Raw genomic sequence first — 15,547 nt, 5'->3', positions numbered from 1 at the left:
TCACGTCCGGTCCGGGGACCGGCGGGCCGCTAGCCCGGGTTGATGCAGCTGCAGCTCGTCGTGCCGTCGCAGAGGTCGAACGAGCCGGCCTTGGCGCAGGTCCCGGTGCAGCAGGTCTGCGTGGGCGAGCACGACGCGCCGATGTCGGCGCAGCTCTGCGGCGGCGTGCAGAAGCAGCCGGTCTCGGTGGTGCACGGCACCCCGCTGTTCAGGCAGGTGGTGTTCTCGCCCGGGCAGCAGGGGTTCGTGGGCGAGCAGGACGGGAGCGGCTGGCCTTCGACGTAGTGGCCGCAGCTCGCCGCGGGGACCTCACAGGTGCACGAGGAGTCGCCGGCCGCGCAGTCCACCTGGCCCGACGTGCCCTGCGTCTTGCAGCTGAGGCCGGTGCAGCAGGCGGCGCCGCCCGCGGTGCAGCCCTGGCCCACGTCCACGCAGGTCTGGGCCGACTGGCAGGTGCCGCCGGTGCAGGTCAGGCCCGAGCAGCAGGTGTCGCCGGCGCCGCACGCCTGGCCGAGGTCCACGCAGGAGCTCTGGTCGGTGACGCAGGAGCCGTGCGTGGCGCCGGGCGGGATCGCGCAGGAGAGGCCCGAGCAGCAGTCGGCGGACACGGTGCAGGCCTCGCTCTGCCGCTGGCAGACCGGCTGGCACGCGTGGCTGTCGGCGTCGCAGAAGCCGGAGCAGCACTGCGAGTCGGCGCTGCAGGTCGAGCCCACCGCGCCGCAGGCGGCCGCCGCGCACTTGCCCGAGGTGCAGGTCCCGCTGCAGCAGTCGGCGTTGCTGGTGCAGGTCCCGGTGGTCGGGACGCACGCGCCGCCGCAGCGGAGCACGCCCTGCGCGTCGGGCACGCACGGCGCGAGGCCGCAGCACTGGTCGCGGAACTGGCAGACGTCGCCCTGCGGGATGCAGCAGTTCGGGTCGCTGCCGTCGTAGCCCGTGGGGCAGGTGGAGCCGGTCTCGCCCGGGGGCGCGCCGTAGCAGCGCATGATGCTGTTCGAGTCGGGCTTGCAGGCCGGCTTGCCGCTGCCGTTCCAGGTGCTCGGCATGCAGCAGTTCTGCGACGCGTTCACGTCGGTGGAGGCGCCGCAGATGTTGCCCGGCGGGTTGCAGGATCCGCCGTTGTCGCAGGTGTGCTCCGCGTCGCACGCGATCCGCTGCGACGTGGGCACCTTGTCGTTGATGTTGCAGCAGGAGTCGGTGGAGTCGCAGAAGTCGCCGGTCATGCGGCAGCCGCCGGCGGGCTGGCAGACCTTGGCGCCGCTGCCGGGATCCACGCACAGGCGCGAGCAGCAGTTGGACGGGCCGTCGCAGGGGTTGCCGCCCTGGACGCAGCCGCCCGGCGGGTCGAAGCACCGGCCCGGCGTGCCGGCGCTGGTGTCGCAGAGCCCGGAGCAGCAGTCGGTGCCCTGGTAGCAGAGGTCGCCGTAGGCGCTGCACGAGTACGCCGGGACGCAGGCGCCGCCCTGGCAGTTGGTGGAGCAGCAGTCGTACGCCTGCGAGCAGGCTTCACCCAGCGTGCGGCAGGAGGCGCCGGTGCCGCCGCTCGGCACCGCGGTGCAGCTGCCGGACGAGGTCGCGCCGCAGGTGCCGGTGCCGGAGCAGCACTCCGACTCGCTCGAGCACGCGCTGCCGATCTGCTTGCACGCCTCGTTGCGGCAGAGCCCGCCCACGCAGTTCAGCGAGCAGCAGTCGGCGGCCGCGCTGCAGGCCTCGCCGGCGGGCGCGCAGAACTCGCTCGTGCCGCACACCGCCTGGCCGCCGCCGGCCGGCGGGGCGCACGTCGGCGAGCAGCACTCCGCGGCCGAGGCGCACGCGCTGCCGTCGGCCTTGCAGGTGGTGGAGCCCTGGGTGCAGGTGCTGCCCTCGCAGAAGCCCGTGCAGCACGGCTTCCCGGCGCCGCAGCTCCCGCCGTCCGGCGCGCAGAGCGCCTCCTGGATGCAGGTCGCGCTGCCGGTCGCGCCGAAGCAGGTCAGGCCGGTGCAGCAGTCCGACTGCGTGGCGCACGCGCCGTTCTGGGGCCTGCAGGCGGGCGGCGGCGGGTCGATCGGTGCCGATCCGCCACCCCCTCCGCTGGAGCAGGCCGCGACCGCGGCGAGCAGGGAGAGGGTGAACGCGAGCCGGAGGCGGGCGGGGCGGATGGGCATGGTCGGTTGGCTCCTCGTGTCCCCGACGAGCGGGACAGCGAGCAGTTACCCCAGAACGCCTTGCGTCTACCAGGGGTTTGCTGTGCGCGGCGGTGCGCACTGTGCGCGCCCACATACCATCCGGCGGGGGGCGCGCATCCTTGACCCTCCCTGCCCCGGGCTGGTACGTATGGCAGCGATTTCACGGGGGTGCGTAGGTACTCCCCAGGGGGGCGCGCTTCATGGCAATCCGGGCCATCGCGGTCGAGGACGACGAGGCGGTGTCGAAGCTCATCGCCCAGGTCTTGACCTCGCACGGATTCGAGGTGTGCGGGACGGCGGCGACGGGCGAGGACGGCGTGGCCCTGGCCCGGCGCGAGCGGCCGGACGTCGCCCTGGTGGACCTCGGCCTGCCGAAGATGAGCGGCGAGGACGTCATCGCCACCATCCGGCAGGAGCTGCCCAAGACGGCGTGCATCGCGCTCACCGCGGTGGACATCCCGGCGCGCGTGCTGAACGCGATGCGGGCCGGCGCGTCGGGCTACATCCTCAAGCCCTTCCACGCGGCAGATCTCACCAAGGCGGTGGAGGACGTGCTCTCCGGCGAGGCCGCGCCCATCAGCCCGCGCGCGGCGAAGGTCCTGCTGCAGGAGTTCCGCGGCGATCCGCCGGACCAGCGCGCGAAGGACGGTCCGGCGCTCTCGAAGCGCGAGCTCGAGGTGCTGCAGCTGCTGGTGCACGGCCACACCTACGCGGACGTGGCCACGGCGCTCGGCATCGCCGAGGGCACCGTCCAGACGTACGTGAAGCGCATCTACGAGAAGATGGACGTCTCGACGAAGGCCGAGGCCGCGCTGCTCGCGGTCGCGCGCGGGCTCGTGAAGCCCTAGGCGCCGGCGCCGCCTCGCGGGGGTCGCGAGGGGCCGCCTCGAGGCCCGGGTCCCTCCCGGGTTCGAGGAGGCTTACATCCCTGGGAAGTCCGGCGCGCGCGGGCAACGGCCCGGCGCGCCTTGACTTCGCGGGATCGACCCCTATAATGAGGCCCTTTTTCGCCTCGGAAAGCTGTATAAATGCGCGTCAACATTGATGAAATCAAGGAGGCAGGCCTCCGCCGGAGCTGGGACGTCGCCCGCGAGCAGGTGGACGACATCCTGCAAGGCGACAAGGCCGGCTACCGCGCGCGCGGTCCGCTCCACGTCGACGCGAAGCTGGAGAAGATCGATCGGCGGGTGCGGGTCGATGCGCACGGCAGGGCGGAGCTGACGGTGCCCTGCGGCCGGTGCCTCCAGCCGGTGTCGCTGGACCAGCCGGTGGATTTCGAGTTGACGCTCGTCCCCTCGGACGAGTACGTGGACGAGCCCCGAGGCGAGCATGACTCGAGCACCGGCCCGATCGGCGGGAGCTTCGAGGCCGAGCGGGCGGACGAGGAGGTCTACACGGGCAAGGTCGTCGACCTCGACCCGATCCTCCGCGAGCAGCTGCTCCTGGCCGTGCCGGGCTATCCGGTGTGCAAGGACGACTGCAAGGGACTCTGCCCCGTGTGCGGGGCCAACCTGAACGATCGCGAGTGCGGCTGCGATCGCCACGTTCCGGACCCGCGCTGGGCGGGCCTCAAGAACGTGAAGCTGTAGTGAGCGCGCCGCGGCTGCGGCGCGCGGAAGGAGCACGACGTGGGCGTTCCCAAGAAGCGGACGAGCAGCATGCGGCGCGATCGGCGCCGCGCCGCGAACTTCAAGCTGAAGCCGGTCAACGTGGTGAAGTGCCCGAAGTGCAAGGAGCCCGTGCTCCCGCACCGCGCGTGCCCGTCCTGCGGGACGTACAAGGGCGAGCAGATCACCGAGGCGTCATAGGCGCGATGGTCGGGAAGATCGCGCCCATCGCCGTGGATGCGATGGGGGGCGACCACGCCCCCGGCGCGATCGTACAGGGTGCGGTTAACGCAGCGCGTAAGGGGTTGCCGGTCGTCCTGGTCGGCCCCGAGGCGCGCGTGCGAGAGGAGCTCGCGCGCCACCGCGCCGCGAGCTCCCTGCCGCTCGAGGTCCACCCTGCGACCGAGGTGGTCGAGATGCACGACCACCCCGGCCAGGCGATGCGGCGCAAGAAGGACAACTCCATCCGCGTCTGCTTCGAGCTGGTCGCGTCGGGCCGGGCGGCGGGGATGGTGTCCGCGGGGAACTCCGGCGCGGTCATGGCGGGCGCGATCCTGGTGCTCGGCCGTCCCGAGGGCGTGGAGCGCCCCGCCATCGTCTCGGTCCTGCCCGCGCTGAAGGGCGCCCCGCTCATGCTCGACATGGGCGCGGTGGTGGACTGCCGACCGATCCACCTGGTGCAGTTCGCGCTGATGGGCGAGGTCTACTCGCGGCGCGTGCACGGGGTGGCCCGGCCGCGCGTGGCCATCCTCTCCAACGGGGAGGAGGACACGAAGGGCACCGACCTCACCCGCGCCGCCGCCGCGGCGCTGCGGCGCGCGCCCATCGACTTCGTGGGCTACTGCGAGGGGCGCGACCTGCTCACCGGCGAGGTCGACGTCATCGTGACCGACGGCTTCACCGGCAACGTGGCCCTGAAGACGATGGAGGGCACGGCCAAGGTGGTCGGCGAGTACCTCAAGCGCGCGCTGCGCAGCACCACCGTGTCGAAGATCGGGGGGCTGCTCTCCAAGGCCGCGCTGGAGGGGATGAAGAAGCGCATCGACTGGCGCGAGGTGGGCGGCGCGCCGCTGGTGGGCGTGAACGGGGTCGGGTTCATCTCGCACGGGCGCTCCGACGCGCTCGCGGTCGAGAACGCGATCCGCCGCGCGGGCGACGCCGCGCGCACCCACTTCATCGACGAGATCGCGCGGGCCGTCGCGCCGTCGCACGCGCTGCTGGAGGTCCCCGCCGACGGCGCGGCCGCCGAGCAGGGCCCCACGCCGCGGCGCACCGCGCCGCGCCAAACCTAGGAGATCCATGCGCTCCCTCATCGCCGGCACCGGGTCCTACGCGCCCGAGAAGGTCGTCACCAACGCCGATCTGGAGAAGCTGGTCGACACGAACGACCAGTGGATCGTGGAGCGCACCGGCATCCGCGAGCGGCACGTGGTCGCCGACGACCAGGCCACCAGCGACCTCGCGCTCGAGGCCTCGCGGCGCGCGCTCGACGCGGCTGGCCTGGACGCGAAGGACGTCGAGATGATCGTGGTGGGCACGGTCACCCCGGACTACCCGTTCCCCAGCGTGGGCGCGGTGCTGCAGGGGAAGCTCGGGAACAAGAAGGCGTTCGCCTTCGACGTCTCCGCCGCCTGCGCCGGCTCGCTCTACGCGCTCTCGGTCGCGGATCGCTTCGTCGCCTCCGGCGCGGTGAAGAACGCGCTGGTGGTGGGCGCCGACGCGCTCACCCGCATCACCGACTGGACCGACCGGAACACCTGCATCCTGTTCGGCGACGGCGCGGGCGCGATGGTGCTGAAGCCGACCGACGACCCGCAGCGCGGCATCCGCGCCGTCCGCCTCCACGCCGACGGCTCGCTGGTGCCCATCCTGCTGCAGCCGGGTGGCGGCTCGCGCGACCCCATCTCCGAGAAGGTGGTCCGGGAGAAGTCGCACTACGTGAAGATGAACGGCCGCGAGGTGTTCAAGGTCGCGGTCCGCTCGCTCGAGGAGAGCTGCCGCGAGGTGCTCGCCGACGAGAAGCTCACGCCCGGCGACGTGACCTGGGTGATCGCGCACCAGGCCAACAAGCGCATCCTGGACGCGACGCTGCACCGCCTGGAGATCCCCGAGTCGAAGTGCTGGATGAACCTCGAGAAGTACGGCAACACCTCGGCGGCGAGCGTCCCGATGACGCTCGACGAGGCGAACCGGGCCGGCTGGCTGAAGCCCGGTGACACCGTCCTGATGATGGCGATCGGCGGCGGCATGGCCTGGGGCGCCAGCGTGGTGCGCTGGTAGGCGGGGAGACCGGACATGGGCAAGCTGGCGTTCGTCTTCCCGGGGCAGGGCTCGCAGGCGGTCGGCATGGGCAAGGACCTCCACGACGCCTTCCCGGAGGCGCGGGAGATCTTCCAGGAGGTGGACGAGGCGCTCGGCGAGAAGCTCTCGGCCCTGTGCTTCGGCGGCCCCGAGGACCAGCTCAAGCTCACCGCCAACACCCAGCCCTCGATCCTGACCGTCTCGTCCGCCGCGGCGGCGGTGCTCGCGAACCAGGGGCTGGTCCCGGACTACGTGGCCGGCCACTCGCTGGGCGAGTACTCGGCGCTGGTGGCGGTGGGCGCGTGCGGCGCCGCCGAGGCGGCGCGGGCGGTGCGGGCGCGCGGCACGTTCATGCAGGAGGCGGTGCCGGCGGGGCAGGGCGCCATGAGCGCGGTGCTCGGGCTCGATCCGGCGCGCGTCCGCGAGATCTGCGCCGCGGTGGCGGCGGAGACCGGGCAGGTGGTCTCGCCCGCGAACTACAACGAGCCCGCCCAGACGGTGATCGCCGGCGCGGCCGGCGCCGTGGAGCAGGCCGGCGCGCGGCTCAAGGAGGCCGGCGCGAAGCGCGTGCTGCCGCTGCCGGTGTCCGCCCCCTTCCACTCGGCGCTCATGGCGCCGGTGAAGGCCCGGCTCGAGCCGGTGCTGCGCGCGATGCCCTGGAGGGCGCCGCTGCGGCCGGTGGTGACGAACGTCGAGGCGAAGCCGAACCAGGACGCGTCGCGGGTGGTCCCGCTGCTCGTCGAGCAGGTGACCGCGCCGGTGCGCTGGATCGAGTGCGTCGAGGAGCTGGTCCGGCTGGGCGTGACCCGGGTGGTCGAGGTCGGCCCGGGCAAGGTGCTCTCGGGGCTGGTGCGCCGCATCGACCGCTCGGTCGAGGCGTTCAACGTCGAGGATCGCGCGTCGCTGGAGAAGACGCTCGCCGCGCTGAAGGGCTAGAGGACCGAGATGACCTTCGACTTCACCGGGAAGACCGCGCTCGTCACCGGCGCCTCGCGCGGCATCGGGCGCGCGGTGGCGGTGGCGCTGGCGCGCGGCGGGGCCAGCGTGGCGCTGAACTACGCCGGCAACGACGCGGCGGCGGCCGAGGCCATCGCCCTGGTGCGCCAGGCGGGCGCGCCGCGCGCCGAGCTGTACAAGTTCGACGTGGCCGACCCGGCCGCCTGCACCGCCGCGGTGGAGCAGGTGGTGGCCACGTTCGGCGGGCTGCACGTGCTCGTGAACAACGCCGGCATCGCCATCGACCAGCTCGTCATGCGGCTCAAGGACGAGGACTGGAACCGGCAGCTCCAGGTGAACCTCACCGGCGCGTTCAACCTGATCCGCGCCTCCACCCGGCCCATGATGAAGCAGCGCTCCGGCGCCATCGTGAACCTCACCTCGGTGGTGGGCGAGATGGGCAACGCCGGCCAGGCCGCGTACGCCGCGACCAAGGCGGGGCTGGAGGGGCTCACCCGGTCGGTGGCCCGGGAGCTCGCGTCGCGCAACGTGCGCGTGAACGCGGTGGCGCCCGGCTTCATCGACACGGACATGACCGCGGCGCTCCCCGAGGCCGCGAAGACGAAGATGAAGGACATGATCCCGCTCGCGCGGCTCGGCAGCGCGGAGGACGTGGCGAACGCGGTGGCGTTCCTCGCGAGCGACCTGGCATCGTACGTGACCGGCGAGACCCTGCGGGTCAACGGCGGCATGTACATGTAGCTGCAGGCTCCCTGCGGCGGCACCAACCCCGAGCACAACGGAGGAAGCACCATGTCGGCAACGATCGAGCAGAAGGTGAAGAACATCATCGCGGATCAGCTGGGAGTGGGCGAGGACGAGATCAAGCCCGCCGCCAGCTTCATCGAGGACCTCGGCGCCGACTCGCTCGACATCGTCGAGCTGGTCATGGCCATGGAGGAGGAGTTCGAGGTCGAGATCCCCGACGAGGAGGCCGAGAACATCAAGACGGTGCAGGACGCGGTGAACTACATCACCACGCACAAGAAGTAGCCGCGGCTCCGGAGTCGGTACCGCGCGCGGGGGCGAGGCCGGGGGGCCTCGCCGCCGCCGCACGCGCTTTTTCCGAGGAGAGGTGAACCAGATGAGCAGGCGCCGTGTCGTCGTCACAGGACTGGGGCTCGTCTCGCCCGTGGGCATCGGGGTGGAGGAGTCCTGGAGCGCGCTCGTGGCCGGCAAGAGCGGCATCGGGCCCATCACCCTCTTCGACGCCTCCACCTACCCGACGCGCATCGCCGGCGAGGTGAAGGCCTTCGATCCCACCCGCTTCATGGATCGCAAGGAGGCCCGGCGGAACGATCGCTTCATCCAGTTCGCGCTCGCCGCCGCCGACATGGCCATGAAGGACTCGGGCCTCGACATGTCGAAGGAGGACCCGGTGCGCGTCGGCGCCATCGTCGGCGCGGGCATCGGCGGCCTCGGCACGATCGAGGACGAGCACAAGACGTTGCTGGAGAAGGGCGTCCGCAAGATCGGCCCGTTCTTCATCCCGTCGCTCATCATCAACCTGGCCCCGGGCCAGATCAGCATGAAGTACGGGATGCAGGGCCCGAACTTCTCGCCGGTCTCGGCCTGCGCCACCGGCAACCACTCCATCGGCGACGCGATGCTCTACATCGAGCGCGGCCTCGCCGACGTGATCATCGCGGGCGGCTGCGAGGCCACCATCACGCCGCTCGGCATCGGCGGCTTCTGCGCGGCCCGGGCGCTCTCCGAGCGCAACGACGCGCCCGAGCAGGCGAGCCGCCCGTTCGACAAGGGCCGCGACGGCTTCGTGGCCGGCGAGGGCGCCGGCCTGGTGGTGCTCGAGGAGTACGAGCACGCCCGCAAGCGCGGCGCGCGCATCTACGCGGAGCTGGCCGGCTACGGCGCCAGCGCCGACGCCTACCACATCACCGCGCCGGCCGAGGGCGGCGAGGGCGGCGCGCGCGCGGTCCGCATGGCCCTGCAGGACGCCGGCGTCGCGCCCGAGCAGGTCGGCTACGTGAACACCCACGGCACCTCGACGCCGGTCGGCGACGTGGCCGAGTGCCAGGGCATCAAGCGCGTCTTCGGGGAGCACGCGAAGCAGGGCCTGATGGTCTCCTCGACCAAGTCCATGACCGGCCACCTGCTGGGCGGCGCCGGCGGGCTCGAGGCGGTGGTGACGGTCCTCGCCATCTCGCGCGGCGTGCTGCCGCCGACCATCAACGTCGAGGAGCAGGACCCGGAGTGCGACCTCGACGTCATCCCGAACACGGCGCGCGAGGTGCGCGTGGACGTGGCCGTCTCGAACTCCTTCGGGTTCGGCGGCACGAACGCCGTGGTGCTGTTCAAGCGCGTGTAGCGGCCCGCCGGCCGCGACGCCCCGAGGCGCCGCCCCGCCGCGCGGGGTCGGCGCCTCTCGCGTTCCGGGGAGCCGCCGGGCGGGCGCCGGCGCCTCGCCCGGACGGGCGAGGCGGCCCCGGGCGGCCGGCGCCGGCGGGACCGGGTGCGCGGCGGCGCATCCTGTGGAACAATGCGCCCCCTTCGCTAGAGGAGGCGGTGATGGCCGAACGGGTGATCGCGGGCTCCGACCACGCAGGGCTGAACCTGCGGGCCGAGGCGGTGAAGGTGGCGCGGGCGGCCGGGTTCGAGGTCGAGGACCTGGGGCCGTTCTCGAGCGAGAGCGTGGACTACCCGGACTACGCCCGGCAGGTGGCCGAGGCGGTGGCGGCCGGGCGCGCGCGCCTGGGCATCCTGGTGTGCGGGACCGGCATCGGCATGTCCATCTCCGCCAACAAGGTCCACGGCGTCCGGGCTGCCCACTGCGTCACCGAGTTCGACGCGCGGATGGCCCGCGCGCACAACGACGCGAACGTGCTCTGCATCGGCGAGCGGGTGCTCGGGCTCGGCGTGGCCGCGGCCGTCGTGAAGGCGTTCCTGGAGACGCCGTTCGAGGGCGGGCGGCACCAGCGGCGCGTGGACAAGATCGGCGCGCTGGAGCGCTGAACCGCCCCGTTGCCTGACCCGGCGGGGCGCGATAGAACCGCCCTCCCGCCACGCTCCCGAGGAGAGAACGAAGATGATGCCCACGCAGCGCCTCGCCGAGGCCGATCCGCAGATCGCGAAGCTCATCCGCGAGGAGACGCGGCGCCAGGCGGAGGGGCTCGAGCTCATCGCCAGCGAGAACTTCGTCTCGCCGGCGGTGCTCGAGGCCCTCGGCTCGACCCTCACCAACAAGTACGCCGAGGGCTACCCGGGCAAGCGCTACTACGGCGGCTGCGAGGTGGTGGATCAGGTCGAGCAGCTCGCCATCGACCGGGCCAAGCAGCTGTTCGGCGCCGACCACGCGAACGTGCAGCCGCACGCCGGCTCGCAGGCCAACATGGCCGCGTACTTCGCGCTCGCGAAGCCGGGCGACACCGTGCTCGCGATGAGCCTGAACTTCGGCGGGCACCTCACCCACGGCTCGCCGGTGAACTTCTCCGGCAAGCTGTTCAAGATCGTCCCGTACGGCCTGCGCCAGTCCGACGAGACCATCGACATGGACGAGGTGGCGCGCCTCGCCCGCGAGCACAGGCCGCGCATCCTGATGGTCGGCGCGAGCGCCTACTCGCGGACGCTGCACTTCGATCGCTTCGCCGAGATCGCGAACGAGGTCGGCGCGGCCATGGTGGTGGACATGGCGCACATCGCCGGCCTGGTCGCGGCCGGGCTGCACCCGTCGCCGGTGCCGCACTCGGAGATCGTCACCACCACCACGCACAAGACGCTCCGCGGCCCGCGCGGCGGCATGATCCTCTGCCGCGAGGCGCACGCGAAGACGCTCAACTCGCAGATCTTCCCCGGCATCCAGGGTGGCCCGCTCGAGCACGTGATCGCCGCGAAGGCGGTGGCGTTCGGCGAGGCGCTCCGCCCCGAGTTCAAGGCGTACCAGCGGCGCATCGTGGAGAACGCGCAGGTGCTGGCCGAGGGGCTGAAGTCGGCCGGGCTGCGGCTCGTCTCCGGCGGCACCGACAACCACCTGATGCTGGTGGACCTCCGCCCGAAGAAGCTCACCGGCAAGATCGCCGAGGAGGCGCTCGGCAGGGCCGGCATCACCGTGAACAAGAACATGATCCCGTGGGACCCGGAGAAGCCGATGACCACCTCCGGGATCCGGGTCGGGACGCCGGCGCTCACCACCCGCGGGATGGGCAGCCGCGAGATGACGCTGGTGGCCGCGCTCATCGGGCGCGTGCTCGACGCGCCGGCCGACGAGCAGGTGCTGGCGCGCGTGCGCGGCGAGGTGAAGGACCTCTGCGCGCACTTCCCGATGTACGCGGATCGCGTCTGACGGCCGTGCCGCGGGCCGGGGCCGGCCGGGGCCCCGCGCCGGGCGGCGGGCCGGGGTGAGTGGACCATGCGCTGTCCGTACTGCGGACACCTCGAGGACCGGGTGGTGGACTCGCGCGAGACGCAGGACGGCCAGGCCACGCGCCGGCGCCGGGCGTGCCTGTCCTGCGAGCGGCGGTTCACGACGTACGAGCGCATCGAGGACGTGCTCCCGCAGGTGGTGAAGAAGGACGGCCGGCGCGAGGCGTTCGACCGCGCCAAGATCGTCGAGGGCGTCGCCACCGCCTGCCAGAAGCGGCCGGTCTCCACCGAGCAGGTGGAGGCGCTCGTCTCGGCGGTGGAGCGGCAGGTCCAGGAGCTGGGCGAGCGCGAGATCCGCACCACCGTCATCGGCGAGGCGGTGATGCAGCGGCTCCGCACGCTCGACGAGGTCGCCTACGTGCGCTTCGCCTCGGTGTACCGGGCCTTCCGCGACGTGGGCGAGTTCATGACCGAGCTGGCCGGGCTGGCGCGGAAGGACGGGGAGGAGCGGTGACCGCACGCGCGGCGCCGTCGGGGCGGCGGGCGAGCGCCCGCGCGCCCGCGCCCGTCGCCGGCGCGGAGGCGGAGCGCTTCATGCGCCTGGCCGTGCGCGAGGCGGCGCGCGGGCTGGGGCGTACCAGCCCGAACCCCGCGGTGGGCGCGGTGGTGGTCCGCGATGGGCGGGTGGTCGGGCGAGGCCACCACGCGCGCGCCGGCGGGCCGCACGCCGAGGTGGTGGCGCTCCGGGCCGCCGGGGCGCTGGCGCGCGGGGCGGACGTGTACACCACGCTCGAGCCCTGCGATCACTTCGGCAAGACGCCGCCCTGCTCGGTGGCGCTGCTCGAGGCCGGGGTGCGGCGGGTGTTCGTGGGCTCGAGCGACCCGAACCCGCTGGTGAACGGGCGCGGGATGGCCCGGCTGCGCCGGCACGGCGTGGCGGTGGTGAAGGGCGTGCTGCGCGCTGAGTGCGACCGCCTCAACGCGCCCTGGTTCACGTTCATCACCGAGGGCCGGCCGTTCGTGACGCTGAAGGCGGCGGTGACGCTCGACGGCCGCATCGCCACCCGCACCGGCGACGCGCGCTGGGTGAGCGGCGAGGCGGCGCGCGCCTGGGTGCACCGCCTCCGCGACCGGGTGGACGCGGTGCTGGTGGGCGCCGGGACGGCCCGGGCCGACGACCCGCGGCTCACCACGCGCCTGCCGCGCGGCGGCCGCGACCCGATCCGCGTGGTGCTCGACAGCGATCTCTCCCTGCCGCGGACGCTGGCGCTGTTCCGCGGCGGCTCGCCCGCCCCGACGCTCGTGGCGCACGCGTCTGCCGCGCCGGCGCGGCGGTACGGGCCCGGCGTGGAGCTCGTGCGCTGCCGCCGCGGGAAGGGCGGGGTGGACCTGCGGGACCTGCTCGCGAAGCTCGCCGCGCGCGGCGTCGCGCACCTGCTCGTGGAGGGCGGCGCGCACGTCCACGCGCGCTTCCTCGAGGCCGGCCTGGTGGACCGGGTGGCCGTCTTCGTCGCCCCGAAGATCGCGGGCGGGGACGGCGTGCCGCTCGTGGCGGGCCGCGGGCCGGCGCGGATGGCGGACGCGCTGCGCCTGGAGCAGGTGGCGTTCGAGCGGGTGGGCGACGACGTGCTCGTCACGGGCGTCCCCGCGCGCCGCGCCGCGTTGGCGAAAAACCCCCAACGAGGCTAGGATTCGCGCGAAATGTTCACCGGACTGGTCGCCGACGTCGGCGTGGTGGAGCGGATCGTCCCCCGGCAGGGAGGCGCTCGCCTGACGCTCCGCCCTGCGCGGCTGCCGGTGGACGAGCTGGTGCTGGGCGAGAGCATCGCCTGCTCCGGCGCGTGCCTCACGGTGGTCGAGCGCGGCGGCGGCCTGGTGTCGTTCGACGCGGTCCCGGAGACGCTCGCGCGCACCACCGTCGGCGGCTGGAGGCCGGGCACGAAGGTGAACCTGGAGCGCGCGCTCGCCGTGGGCGAGCGGCTCGGGGGGCACCTGGTGCAGGGCCACGTGGACGCGGTGGGCGAGGTGCTGCGCCGCGTTCCGGAGGGGCAGGGCGCGCGCCTGACGATCTCGCTGCCGCCCTCGATCGCGCCGCTCGTGGCGGAGAAGGGCTCGATCGCGGTGGACGGGGTGTCGCTCACCGTGGCGACGGCCGGACGGGATCGGTTCGAGCTCGCGCTCATCCCGGAGACGCTGGCCCGCACCACGCTGGGCCAGGCCGCCGCAGGCGCGAAGGTGAACCTCGAGGCCGACGTGCTGGCGCGCCACGTGGCGCGCCTGCGGGCGTTCGAGGGGCTCGGGGCGGGCGATCTCGCCCGCTGGGGATACGCAGCAGAGGAGAAGCCGTGACGGAGCACGCGCAGCACGCCGTCGACTCGGTGGAGAAGGCCATCGCCTACCTCCGCGCCGGCAAGATGGTGATCCTGACCGACGACGAGGACCGCGAGAACGAGGGCGACCTGTGCCTCGCCGCGGAGAAGGTCACCCCGGCGGCGGTGAACTTCATGGCCCGCTACGGGCGCGGCCTGGTCTGCCTGTCGCTCACCGAGGAGAAGGTGCGGCAGCTGCGCCTGCCGCTCATGGTGGACGAGACGGCGAACACCTCGGGCTTCGGCACCGCGTTCACCGTGTCGATCGAGGCGCGCCAGGGCGTGAGCACCGGCATCAGCGCCAAGGACCGCGCCCACACCATCCTCACCGCGGTCGCCGACGGCTGCCGCCCCGAGGACCTGGCGCGGCCGGGCCACGTGTTCCCGCTGCGCGCCCGGAAGGGCGGCGTGCTGGTGCGCGCCGGCCAGACCGAGGGCTCGGTGGACCTCGCTCGCCTCGCCGGCCTGAAGCCCGCCGGCGTGATCTGCGAGGTGATGAACGACGACGGCACCATGGCGCGCATGCCCGAGCTGGAGAAGCTCTCCCGGGCGCACGACCTGCCCATCGTCTCCGTCGCCGACCTCATCTCCTACCGGATGATGAAGGACACGCTCGTGCGCCGCGCGGCGGAGGCGCCGCTGCCCACCGAGCACGGCGAGTACCGCGCCGTCGCCTACGAGAACGACGTGGACCGGCACCAGCACGTGGCGCTGGTGAAGGGCAAGTGGCGGCCGAACGAGGCGGTGCTGGTGCGGGTGCACTCGAAGTGCCTCACCGGCGACGTGTTCGGGAGCGAGCGCTGCGACTGCGGCCCGCAGCTCCACGCGGCGCTGGACCAGATCGACCGCGCCGGCAAGGGCGTCCTGCTCTACCTCGACCAGGAGGGCAGGGGCATCGGCCTGGCGAACAAGCTGAAGGCGTACAACCTGCAGGACGAGGGCTACGACACCGCCGAGGCGAACGTGCGCCTCGGCTTCAAGCCGGACCTGCGGGACTACGGCATCGGTGCCCAGATCCTCCGCGATCTGGGCGTGCGCAAGATGCGGCTCCTCACCAACAACCCGAAGAAGATCATCGGGCTCGAGGGCTACGGCCTCGAGGTGGTGGAGCGGGTGGCGATCGAGATGCCTGCGACGCGCCGCAACCGCGCGTACCTCATCACCAAGCGGGACAAGATGGGCCACCTGCTCACGCTGGCGCCGGTCGCGGCGGCGGCGGCGGCGGCACGGGCGCCGGCGGCCCCGGCGCGGGCGGCCAAGCGGCGGCGCCCGGCCCCCGCGTCCAGGAAGGGAAAGGGAAGGCGATGAACGTCTACGAAGGCTCGCTGGTCGGCACCGGCCTCAAGGCCGCGCTGGTGGTGGCGCGCTTCAACTCGCTCGTCACCGAGCAGCTCCTGGTGGGCGCGGCCGACGCGCTCCGGCGGCACGGCGTCGCGGACGGCGACGTCGACGTGTTCCGCTGCCCGGGCACGTTCGAGCTGCCGGCGGTCCTCCGGCGGGTGGTCGCGACCGGCCGGTACGACGCGGTGGTCGCGCTCGGCGCGGTGATCCGGGGCGGCACGCCGCACTTCGAGTACGTGTCGGCCGAGGTCACGAAGGGCGTGGCCCACGTCGCCATGGAGGCCGGCTGCGCGGTGACCATGGGCGTGCTCACCTGCGACAGCATGGAGCAGGCGCTGGAGCGCGCCGGCGTGAAGGCGGGCAACAAGGGCGCCGACGCCGCGGCCGCGGCGGTGGAGCAGGCCAACGTGCTGCGCGCGATCGCGCGCGCCCCCGCGCGGAAGGCGGAGTGACG

General features: G+C 73.2%; 17 protein-coding genes. 16 read left to right on the top strand and 1 reads right to left on the bottom strand.

The genetic code is table 11. From position 1 onward, the window contains the following. Positions 1-29 precede the first annotated feature (29 nt). Complete coding sequence (locus tag ANAEK_RS14335) at positions 30-2,141, bottom strand: hypothetical protein (protein WP_012526847.1); 2,112 nt, start codon at positions 2,139-2,141, stop codon at positions 30-32. Positions 2,142-2,362: 221 nt separating this feature from the next. Between ANAEK_RS14335 and ANAEK_RS14330 the strand changes: the two genes are divergently transcribed. From ANAEK_RS14330 to ribE, 16 genes are all read left to right on the top strand, one after another. Next, positions 2,363-3,010, top strand: a complete 648-nt coding sequence (locus ANAEK_RS14330; protein ID WP_012526846.1) for a response regulator transcription factor — start codon at positions 2,363-2,365, stop codon at positions 3,008-3,010. A gap of 180 nt (positions 3,011-3,190) precedes the next feature. Then, positions 3,191-3,751, top strand: coding sequence for a DUF177 domain-containing protein (locus ANAEK_RS14325; protein ID WP_012526845.1), 561 nt, complete (start codon positions 3,191-3,193; stop codon positions 3,749-3,751). Between the two features lie 39 nt (positions 3,752-3,790). Next, a complete protein-coding gene (gene rpmF / locus ANAEK_RS14320; RefSeq protein ID WP_011421804.1) occupies positions 3,791-3,970 on the top strand; it encodes a 50S ribosomal protein L32 in 180 nt (59 codons plus the stop codon). 5 nt (positions 3,971-3,975) lie between these two features. Further along, positions 3,976-5,061: a phosphate acyltransferase PlsX gene (gene plsX / locus ANAEK_RS14315; RefSeq protein WP_012526844.1), complete on the top strand. Its 1,086-nt coding sequence runs from the start codon at positions 3,976-3,978 to the stop codon at positions 5,059-5,061. A gap of 7 nt (positions 5,062-5,068) precedes the next feature. Continuing rightward, entirely contained in the window at positions 5,069-6,049 is a 981-nt protein-coding gene (locus ANAEK_RS14310; protein ID WP_011421802.1) for a beta-ketoacyl-ACP synthase III, read from the top strand. Between the two features lie 15 nt (positions 6,050-6,064). After that, complete coding sequence (fabD, locus tag ANAEK_RS14305; protein ID WP_012526843.1) at positions 6,065-7,006, top strand: ACP S-malonyltransferase; 942 nt, start codon at positions 6,065-6,067, stop codon at positions 7,004-7,006. A gap of 9 nt (positions 7,007-7,015) precedes the next feature. Continuing rightward, positions 7,016-7,768 (top strand): 3-oxoacyl-[acyl-carrier-protein] reductase, encoded by a 753-nt coding sequence (fabG, locus tag ANAEK_RS14300; RefSeq protein ID WP_012526842.1) that lies wholly within the window; start codon positions 7,016-7,018, stop codon positions 7,766-7,768. Between the two features lie 51 nt (positions 7,769-7,819). Beyond that, the gene (acpP, locus tag ANAEK_RS14295) at positions 7,820-8,059 is read left to right on the top strand and encodes an acyl carrier protein (RefSeq protein WP_011421799.1); all 240 of its coding nucleotides are present in this window, start codon (positions 7,820-7,822) and stop codon (positions 8,057-8,059) included. 91 nt (positions 8,060-8,150) lie between these two features. Then, positions 8,151-9,392, top strand: a complete 1,242-nt coding sequence (gene fabF, locus ANAEK_RS14290) for a beta-ketoacyl-ACP synthase II (protein ID WP_012526841.1) — start codon at positions 8,151-8,153, stop codon at positions 9,390-9,392. Between the two features lie 200 nt (positions 9,393-9,592). Beyond that, complete coding sequence (gene rpiB, locus ANAEK_RS14285) at positions 9,593-10,036, top strand: ribose 5-phosphate isomerase B (RefSeq protein ID WP_012526840.1); 444 nt, start codon at positions 9,593-9,595, stop codon at positions 10,034-10,036. 73 nt (positions 10,037-10,109) lie between these two features. Continuing rightward, entirely contained in the window at positions 10,110-11,363 is a 1,254-nt protein-coding gene (glyA, locus tag ANAEK_RS14280) for a serine hydroxymethyltransferase (protein WP_012526839.1), read from the top strand. 66 nt (positions 11,364-11,429) lie between these two features. After that, positions 11,430-11,897, top strand: a complete 468-nt coding sequence (gene nrdR, locus ANAEK_RS14275) for a transcriptional regulator NrdR (protein ID WP_012526838.1) — start codon at positions 11,430-11,432, stop codon at positions 11,895-11,897. Continuing rightward, positions 11,894-13,072: a bifunctional diaminohydroxyphosphoribosylaminopyrimidine deaminase/5-amino-6-(5-phosphoribosylamino)uracil reductase RibD gene (gene ribD, locus ANAEK_RS14270; protein ID WP_012526837.1), complete on the top strand. Its 1,179-nt coding sequence runs from the start codon at positions 11,894-11,896 to the stop codon at positions 13,070-13,072. The genes nrdR and ribD overlap by 4 nt, the downstream gene beginning before the upstream one ends. Before the next feature lie 12 nt (positions 13,073-13,084). Further along, positions 13,085-13,732 (top strand): riboflavin synthase, encoded by a 648-nt coding sequence (locus tag ANAEK_RS14265; RefSeq protein WP_012526836.1) that lies wholly within the window; start codon positions 13,085-13,087, stop codon positions 13,730-13,732. Continuing rightward, the gene (locus tag ANAEK_RS14260; RefSeq protein WP_012526835.1) at positions 13,729-15,060 is read left to right on the top strand and encodes a bifunctional 3,4-dihydroxy-2-butanone-4-phosphate synthase/GTP cyclohydrolase II; all 1,332 of its coding nucleotides are present in this window, start codon (positions 13,729-13,731) and stop codon (positions 15,058-15,060) included. Before ANAEK_RS14265 ends, ANAEK_RS14260 begins: the two co-directional genes overlap by 4 nt. Next, the gene (gene ribE, locus ANAEK_RS14255) at positions 15,057-15,545 is read left to right on the top strand and encodes a 6,7-dimethyl-8-ribityllumazine synthase (protein ID WP_012526834.1); all 489 of its coding nucleotides are present in this window, start codon (positions 15,057-15,059) and stop codon (positions 15,543-15,545) included. The genes ANAEK_RS14260 and ribE overlap by 4 nt, the downstream gene beginning before the upstream one ends. Positions 15,546-15,547 lie beyond the last annotated feature (2 nt).

The organism is Anaeromyxobacter sp. K (assembly GCF_000020805.1).
Classification (GTDB): Bacteria; Myxococcota; Myxococcia; order Myxococcales; family Anaeromyxobacteraceae; genus Anaeromyxobacter; species Anaeromyxobacter dehalogenans.
The sequence above is the reverse complement of the archived record's forward strand: the minus strand, read 5'-3'. Positions and strand labels throughout refer to the sequence as shown.

Bases quoted from the DNA above. Each gene is read 5' to 3' on its own strand.
- ANAEK_RS14335 (WP_012526847.1), bottom strand. From the start codon at position 2,141: ATGCCCATCCGCCCCGCCCGCCTCCGGCTCGCGTTCACCCTCTCCCTG.
- ANAEK_RS14330 (WP_012526846.1), top strand. From the start codon at position 2,363: ATGGCAATCCGGGCCATCGCGGTCGAGGACGACGAGGCGGTGTCGAAG.
- ANAEK_RS14325 (WP_012526845.1), top strand. From the start codon at position 3,191: ATGCGCGTCAACATTGATGAAATCAAGGAGGCAGGCCTCCGCCGGAGC.
- plsX (WP_012526844.1), top strand. From the start codon at position 3,976: ATGGTCGGGAAGATCGCGCCCATCGCCGTGGATGCGATGGGGGGCGAC.
- ANAEK_RS14310 (WP_011421802.1), top strand. From the start codon at position 5,069: ATGCGCTCCCTCATCGCCGGCACCGGGTCCTACGCGCCCGAGAAGGTC.
- fabD (WP_012526843.1), top strand. From the start codon at position 6,065: ATGGGCAAGCTGGCGTTCGTCTTCCCGGGGCAGGGCTCGCAGGCGGTC.
- fabG (WP_012526842.1), top strand. From the start codon at position 7,016: ATGACCTTCGACTTCACCGGGAAGACCGCGCTCGTCACCGGCGCCTCG.
- acpP (WP_011421799.1), top strand. From the start codon at position 7,820: ATGTCGGCAACGATCGAGCAGAAGGTGAAGAACATCATCGCGGATCAG.
- fabF (WP_012526841.1), top strand. From the start codon at position 8,151: ATGAGCAGGCGCCGTGTCGTCGTCACAGGACTGGGGCTCGTCTCGCCC.
- rpiB (WP_012526840.1), top strand. From the start codon at position 9,593: ATGGCCGAACGGGTGATCGCGGGCTCCGACCACGCAGGGCTGAACCTG.
- glyA (WP_012526839.1), top strand. From the start codon at position 10,110: ATGATGCCCACGCAGCGCCTCGCCGAGGCCGATCCGCAGATCGCGAAG.
- nrdR (WP_012526838.1), top strand. From the start codon at position 11,430: ATGCGCTGTCCGTACTGCGGACACCTCGAGGACCGGGTGGTGGACTCG.
- ANAEK_RS14265 (WP_012526836.1), top strand. From the start codon at position 13,085: ATGTTCACCGGACTGGTCGCCGACGTCGGCGTGGTGGAGCGGATCGTC.
- ribE (WP_012526834.1), top strand. From the start codon at position 15,057: ATGAACGTCTACGAAGGCTCGCTGGTCGGCACCGGCCTCAAGGCCGCG.